This window comes from Marisediminitalea alba (assembly GCF_002993365.1).
In the GTDB taxonomy this organism is placed as follows: Bacteria; Pseudomonadota; Gammaproteobacteria; order Enterobacterales; family Alteromonadaceae; genus Alteromonas; species Alteromonas alba.
Map to the genome: position 1 here is coordinate 1 of NZ_PVNP01000119.1, position 6762 is coordinate 6762.

The following is a 6762-nucleotide window of genomic DNA, read 5'->3' on the forward strand; positions in this document are numbered from 1 at the left end:
TGCATCTTGTTTACCTTGCCGTGCCGATTGATCAGTGAGCTATGGCAGTGCGGACATTCAGGGTTTTCAACCATCCGCTCCTCAAGCTCTGTTATCAACTGTGAGACGCTATCAGTGCCTTTCAGCAGCTTCTCAACATAACGGGTTTGACTATCTGTTAAGTGTTCTAACTCGGCTATAAGCTTTGTAAATTGTGCTGGGATCATGATCAACCCTCAATAACTGTATTCATATACAGTATAGCAACAATTTAGCAGAACATAGCCTTTGATAAACGGGTAATGCGCCGGTTGATTCAGGCACATTACCCGCAGTGCTTATTCCTCGCTGGCTGCCTGGGCCTGGGTTTCCTTAGCGTTTTCTTCGGCTTCCTGCTGCTGTTTTAACTCGTCGATAAAGGTTTCGTATTGCGCCTGCATTTGCGCGATATCACGGTCAATATCGGTTTGCCAGGTCTTACCAAAGTCATTGGTGCTGACGATTTGCCCCTGATCGCAAAGGAAATACAGGGTATTGCCGGTGGTAAGTTGTGGCAATAGCGAATGGCAATTGTCTTTGGCCACACCATGCAACTGCCAGCTCTTGCTGTCATCTGCGTTGTTAAGTGGGGTGGTGGCAATACGGATTTGGCTTTTCTCTCCGCTCGACTTGCGGTTACGACTAAGTGTGATGACTTCATTGTTGTCGGTAAGTACCGGTAAACTCACATCTGCCTTGAGGTCGCCAAATAAACTCAGGTTGCGGTTGATGGATTGCCATGTCAGGCCGTCATCAACGCTGATTAACTGTGAGCCAACGCCGTCCCACTGGCTTACCTCAACGGCCACCAGTGCGCCATTGGCAAGTTGTGCCATATTGCGAAGAGAGGTGCTTTTGTCAGTCGACCAGTTATTATCTGCCGGATTGTAGTCGTGACGCTTGTTATCGTTGAAGATCCGCAGAGTACCCTGCTTAGTAATGGCCGCAAACAGGCCCCCATTCTGAATTAGCCAGTCGTTGGGATCTTTTTTCACATAACTGCCAATTTTCTGCCACGGGGTATTTAACTGATTAAACCGGTACACCTGATATTGTTTGGCAGAACTGGTCAGGGCAAAGTAACTGTCGGCCGTCTGGCCCATCCAGACAATGGCTTCATCGGCATCCACTGGCTTGATTAACTGCCATTGCTGCCAGTCGGCAGATACAAACAGCTGGCCTAACTCACCACCCACGGCTACTTTGCCGTCGATTTGCAGCGCCGCATAGAGTTGTGAATTGGTCGGCAGATTATGGGTTGCCCAGCTACCGTCTTGCTGGATTGCCAGGCGACCAAATTTAGCCGCCAGGGCGCGTTGCTGGGTTGTTGGCAGTACAATGGGGCTGGCCGCCAGAGCGTTTTCAGTTGCCAGCACACTGAGCTTTTCGCGCAGCGGATCCAGTTCATCACTTTGCCAGCTCTGGCTTGTTTTGCCGCTAAGCTGTTGCTGAATTTGCGGATACTGTGGCAGTACAATACTGCCTAAGTCAGACTCTTCAAATACCCGCGTAACAAAGGCTTTGGATGAGGTGGAAGTGCTCCAGAATGAGCTTTCCTTTATACTGAGTAAGGGCTGAAACAATACAGAGCCAAGGTCGGTGAGCGTAGTGTCACTTACCGCAAATTCACCGGCGGCAGAGAATACCGGCATGGAAATCCACGACGTCATATCACCACCATTATAAAAACTGTATAACGTTGAAATCATATACTCGCCGGGTGGCATGCTGCCGATAAACAGCTGGCTGTCTACCGTTCCCTGATAAACAGGTGTCAATTCATAGACTTCAGGATCCCAGTCGACCTTGGCTTCGTCGATGGTTTTGCCTTTTTTGGCGGCTTTCTCTTTGGCCTCGGCAATGGCGGCGGCTTTAATCGCGTCCATGTTATCTGTTCGAACCACAATCACGGCTGTCCAGCCTTTATGTAACGGCGCAAGCCGTTCGGCATTGTTGATAACCTGTAAGGCGACAACCCCATGCGTGGCTGGTAAGGGCTGGTTTTTGGCAATGGCAGTGGAGCGAATGTCGTATGTGGCGCAACCGCTTAATGTGCTGATTAAAAATGCGGCAACAAGTAAAAAACTACGCATGATTTTATCCTGTTGAAATTATTTTTCCCTGGGTTTTAGCTCATTGTGTGAGCCTGGAATTGGCTCAGGCCTATGACCATAAAACAACTATCAGGCGTCATCACACTGAGCAATGGCAAGAATATACGGCAAAGTAATTGATAAAAGCGAGCGAAACTTTATTCCTGTCAGAAAATTGCACAGTGAGAAGTTAGGTAAAGCGGATGCTATGGATCCTGTTATGACGCTTAAAGCCTCAACAGACGTCTGATGTACCGCTAAAAAGAAAGGAGCCTGTAGCTCCTTTCTGTGTTTCTGAATACCTTTATACCGGCGAATTAGCGGGCCGACGAGACGTAAACAATAATCGGTTCGTCTGAACTGTTGGTTTGTGCCAGATCGTTTATTGTCACCGACGGCTTGGCTTTATTGCCATAAGCGCTGCGATTGTTGAGGTATACGAAGGTGTCTTGCGCGCGGTATTTATGCGCGAATTTTGCCACCGACATATCGTTACAGGTAATGCGGTTAACATTTCTTCGTACAGCATCGCCCATTCCCATCCGGAACAGTTGCCCTTTCATGGTATCCAGCTCGTTGTTAACTGCGCTGACGCAAAGCTTTGTTTCCTGGCTATTGTCGGCTGCGACAAACTGAATATCCTGTGCCTTGATCTGGCTGGAAACAGATAGCGCCGCTATCACTCCAGCTAATTTGAAGTAGTTCATGATTCATCTCCAACATAAAAAAAATTCCAAGCTACGATAGGCACCTTCGCATCCTGTTTTATGTTGTTACATCTATAGGCAAAGTTAATGCGTAAGGTACTCACCGGAGCAACTCCTTTTGCGTTCTTAGACTATAGTTGTAAAGATGTTGTAAATAAAGTGTTTGGTGGCAGATAACAGGCCACTCGTCTGATACGCTTCTCTGAACTGATTTTCTGCTCGAAATTTAACCGCAATCCCTGACCAATACGGACACCAACAAAATCATTAAACTATGCCGGCTGGTGGTTTTTTAGTCGACACCAGGGTAAATGTCGGGCAGCATAGAATATAGGCTTAGTAGTTGAAAATAAAACATAAAAAAGCATAACTGGCGCAACGTAGTGGATGTATGGCAGTTTTTAAGATCGGACGTCAAAAAGGAAAGACTCAACGGTTATCGTTGACCCGCACTTTACTTATGGGGTGGGTGCTAGTGGTTTGTGGAATTGGCCAGGCCCTGGCCGGGGGGCAGGAATTCAGACATCTCACTGTGGACGACGGCCTGCCTCAAATGTCGGTTATCGATATCGTGAAAGACCATCGGGGTTTTATGTGGTTTGCCACAACCGATGGCGTTGCCCGCTATGATGGTTATGACTTTGTGACCTTTCGTCACGACCCGACGGAGCCCCACTCGTTACCCACCAATACCGTGAATACCATGGTGCTGGATAGCGCAGGGCTGTTGTGGGCGGGTACTGATACCGGTCTGGCCATCATTGACACTCATACCCTGATCTATGCTCCGTTACCGCTTGCCCATAATCAGGCGGTGGTAGAGCTTATTGGTCAGGGCGATAGTGTTTGGGCATTGCTTAATGAGGAGCTGTATCAAATTCGCGGCCAGCAGATTTTAAGGTCAATCAGACTACCCGGGCCAGCCTCAACCCGTCATAGTATTATTCCAGCCGAAGGGAAACTGTTATTCCGGGATGCCAGTCAGCAGGTTTGGTGGCTGTCTGACGATGATAGCTGGCAGCGGGCGGCCTTGCCTGAACTGGTGGAAAGCGCTGGCCTTTACCAGGCCGGTGACAATTTGTTGTGGTTCACCCATGAGGGCTTTTTTATCGCACCGCGAAGTGACATTAGTGCAATGCGCAGTGTGCCATGGCCAGCTCAATACCCGGCGCATTTAATGCGCCTTGCCACGTTTGTTCATCAGCGTACTAACGGAAATTACTGGGTAAGTATTCATGGGCACGGTTTGTTGGTATTCAATGAGCAGTTGCAACTCATTGATCATATAAAGCCAAATAGCAACTCGGCGCTGACGCTCAGTAATGGTGAAATAAAGTCGGTATTTGAAGATGAGCAGGCAGTGTGGCTGGGGAATCTGGGCGGTGGTGTGAATGTATTCTGGAAGCGCGAAAATCGCATTTTGCGGTTGTCTGCGCAGTCGGAGCCTGTGTTAAATGAGCCGTTTATTCGCGGAGTTGGCGAGTACGAAGAGGCTTTACTGGTGGCCACCAACAACAGGCTGGCAGTGTACAGTGATAATGGTCGGCAGTATGAGTGGCAGAAAGACATATCCGCAGAGGGGGAATGCGCTCACGTTAACACGTTCCCGGTAAGTTACGTTACCCGTCGGGGCGAACTCTGGGTGGGCGGCGATAATAACCAGGGGGGCGACTGCAACCTGTTTAAACTGGAGCCGAAAGGTGATGTGCTAAAGCCTGCCCGCGGGCTGATGGCGGCTAAAAACGATAAAATAACCGCCATGTTCGAAGATAATGAAGGGTACTTATGGGTGGCATCACTCAATGGCTTATACCGCATTGCTCAACAGGCAAGCGAAGACTTTAGCTGGCTCTTTGAGGCTGCTGGCATCCCCCGCAATCAAATTATCTGGCACATCTCACAAGACGCTGACCACCGGTTATGGCTGGCAACCCATCACTCAGGTATTTTGCTGGTAGACCCTCTTCACCAAAGTGTGAAGCGTTTGCATGCCGCTTCTGAGCCGCCAAATGGGTTGCCGCCCGGGCAGATTAAAACGGTGCTGCATGCCTCTAACGGTGTTACCTGGGTTGGGTCCAGCCTGGGGTTATATCGCTTTGACCGCAAAACCGAAACCTTCTCCGGTTTTACGGTTCAGAATGGCTTGGCCAATGCGCATATCTACAGTTTGCTGGAAGATGAAGCTGGCAACCTGTGGATGAGTACCAACGATGGCTTAAGTCGATTCTCTCCAGACAGCGGACAGTTCTGGAACCTGTCGGTGAGTGATGGTTTACAGGGGCGGGAGTTCAATACCGGCGCTTATTTAAAAAGGCAAAATGGCCATCTGGTATTTGGTGGAATTAATGGCGTGACCCAATTCGATCCGGCTCAGGTTGCACCGCAGGTTAATGCATCAAGGGTGCAAATAAGTCGCTTGCAATTGCTAGATGAATCCCGGAAGGTGACAATAACCCCTCCGCAGAAGGGGTCGCTAAGCTTGAATTATGATCATGTACAACTGGCACTTACCGTCAGTAATCTGGACTTTATTAATCAGCATGAGGTGGCCTATCGTTATCAGCTGTTGCCACTAAGCAAGCAATGGATAAATATTCCGCCCGGCGAGAATGCGGTGTATTTCTCACAACTTCCCCGCGGGTCTTTTGCGCTTAATATACAGTCGCGCAATCACGACCAGCAATGGAGCGAACCTCAGCGCTTGCTGGCGATTACAGTTGCGCCAGCGCCGTGGGTTACCTGGTGGGCGTTGTGTTTGTATGCGATAGCTGCTATTGGAATACTGACCCTGGGTTACCAGTGGCGGCTAAGACAGCTCCGGCAGCGCCAGCAGCAACTGGAAGGGTTGGTTGAGGAAAGAACGGCGCAGTTAAGTAAACAGTCGGTGCTGCTGGATGAAAACAATCAGCTATTACGCTCAACCCTGGAAGAGAAAAATCGCATTTTTGCCGATATTACCCATGAGTTTAAAACCCCGCTTACCCTTATTTTAAACCCGGTAAAAGATCTGTTGGCAAGCTCTGATAGTGCCCAGGCAAATTCACTAACCCTGGTACAGCGAAATGCTTTGCGTCTGAATCACCTGGTCAATCAGCTTATAGGCTTTAATGATATGACTCAGCCTGATAAAGAGCATAGCGTTGCCCAACTGCAGCAGGTTGTCAGTAGTGTGGCTGGCGACTTTGACAAAATGGCCGCTGCTAGAGGCTGTTGATCTTTGAACATTATTTGTTCAGCAGTACATTGGTAGCCACATCATCATGAATGCCAATGCGACTGTACTGCTATAGTTTCGAGCTAGCTTGTCGTATCTTGTTGATATTGCCCGGTACCTTTTTATCCTCAAAAACGCGTTTTCAACAAGATGCCTATATCGATACAGGCACCAGTCCATATCGTCATTACCTAATTTGTTATTTCGTTTGCGTGGAATATTGGCATCTGCTCCACTTTCTTCTACGTAAGCTCTAAAAGCTTCACTGTCATAGCCTTTATCAGCACAAACAATATCGGCTTGTGGGGAGTTTATTATCAGACTTTGTGCATGTACGATGTCGTTCACTTGACCACCGGATAGTTCAAAATAAACGGGCAGGCCACCGCTATCTACCGCAAGGTGAATTTTCGTTGAGTTACCACCTCGACTTTTTCCGATGGCCTCATCTTGTTTACCCGCTGCACCGCTACTATCCTGATGCGCTTTAACTATACTACCATCAAGAAACAACCATTCTGGGTCACCCTCGGAGGCTAAGCTTTCAAATAACTTTTGCAATATGCCTTTCTTCGACCATAAATTAAATCGTCGGTAGACCGTATTCCAGAGACCAAATTCAGATGGCAAATCCCGCCACTGAATGCCGGTACGCATTCGGTAAAGTATGCCCTCCAGGGTATTTCGGTGCTCATATTTGTTATAGACTCTGCCACTCTCCTTTAGCAGT

General features: G+C 48.5%; 4 protein-coding genes and 1 pseudogene. 1 reads left to right on the forward strand and 4 read right to left on the reverse strand.

Annotated features, from left to right (window positions below; translation table 11 throughout):
- The 3 genes and pseudogenes from C6Y40_RS11815 to C6Y40_RS11825 form a co-directional block, all read right to left on the reverse strand.
- Positions 1-206 (reverse strand): annotated as a pseudogene (locus C6Y40_RS11815) (IS1595 family transposase); the annotation flags it as partial.
- Between the two features lie 111 nt (positions 207-317).
- Positions 318-2111, reverse strand: coding sequence for a hypothetical protein (locus tag C6Y40_RS11820; protein WP_146129558.1), 1794 nt, complete (start codon positions 2109-2111; stop codon positions 318-320).
- Positions 2112-2428: 317 nt separating this feature from the next.
- Complete coding sequence (locus tag C6Y40_RS11825) at positions 2429-2818, reverse strand: DUF3718 domain-containing protein (protein ID WP_105934773.1); 390 nt, start codon at positions 2816-2818, stop codon at positions 2429-2431.
- Positions 2819-3209: 391 nt separating this feature from the next.
- On the opposite strand from C6Y40_RS11825, the gene C6Y40_RS11830 reads away from it, so the two are divergent.
- The gene (locus C6Y40_RS11830; RefSeq protein WP_105934774.1) at positions 3210-6032 is read left to right on the forward strand and encodes a ligand-binding sensor domain-containing protein; all 2823 of its coding nucleotides are present in this window, start codon (positions 3210-3212) and stop codon (positions 6030-6032) included.
- 18 nt (positions 6033-6050) lie between these two features.
- Here the strand turns inward: C6Y40_RS11830 and C6Y40_RS11835 are convergent, their stop codons facing one another.
- Positions 6051-6761: an IS5 family transposase gene (locus C6Y40_RS11835; protein ID WP_170308393.1), complete on the reverse strand. Its 711-nt coding sequence runs from the start codon at positions 6759-6761 to the stop codon at positions 6051-6053.
- Position 6762: the final 1 nt, after the last annotated feature.

What these genes read in the sequence shown, in the direction of transcription:
- C6Y40_RS11830 (WP_105934774.1), top strand. Translation starts at nt 3,210, where the DNA reads ATGGCAGTTTTTAAGATCGGACGTCAAAAAGGAAAGACTCAACGGTTA.
- C6Y40_RS11825 (WP_105934773.1), bottom strand. Translation starts at nt 2,818, where the DNA reads ATGAACTACTTCAAATTAGCTGGAGTGATAGCGGCGCTATCTGTTTCC.
- C6Y40_RS11820 (WP_146129558.1), bottom strand. Translation starts at nt 2,111, where the DNA reads ATGCGTAGTTTTTTACTTGTTGCCGCATTTTTAATCAGCACATTAAGC.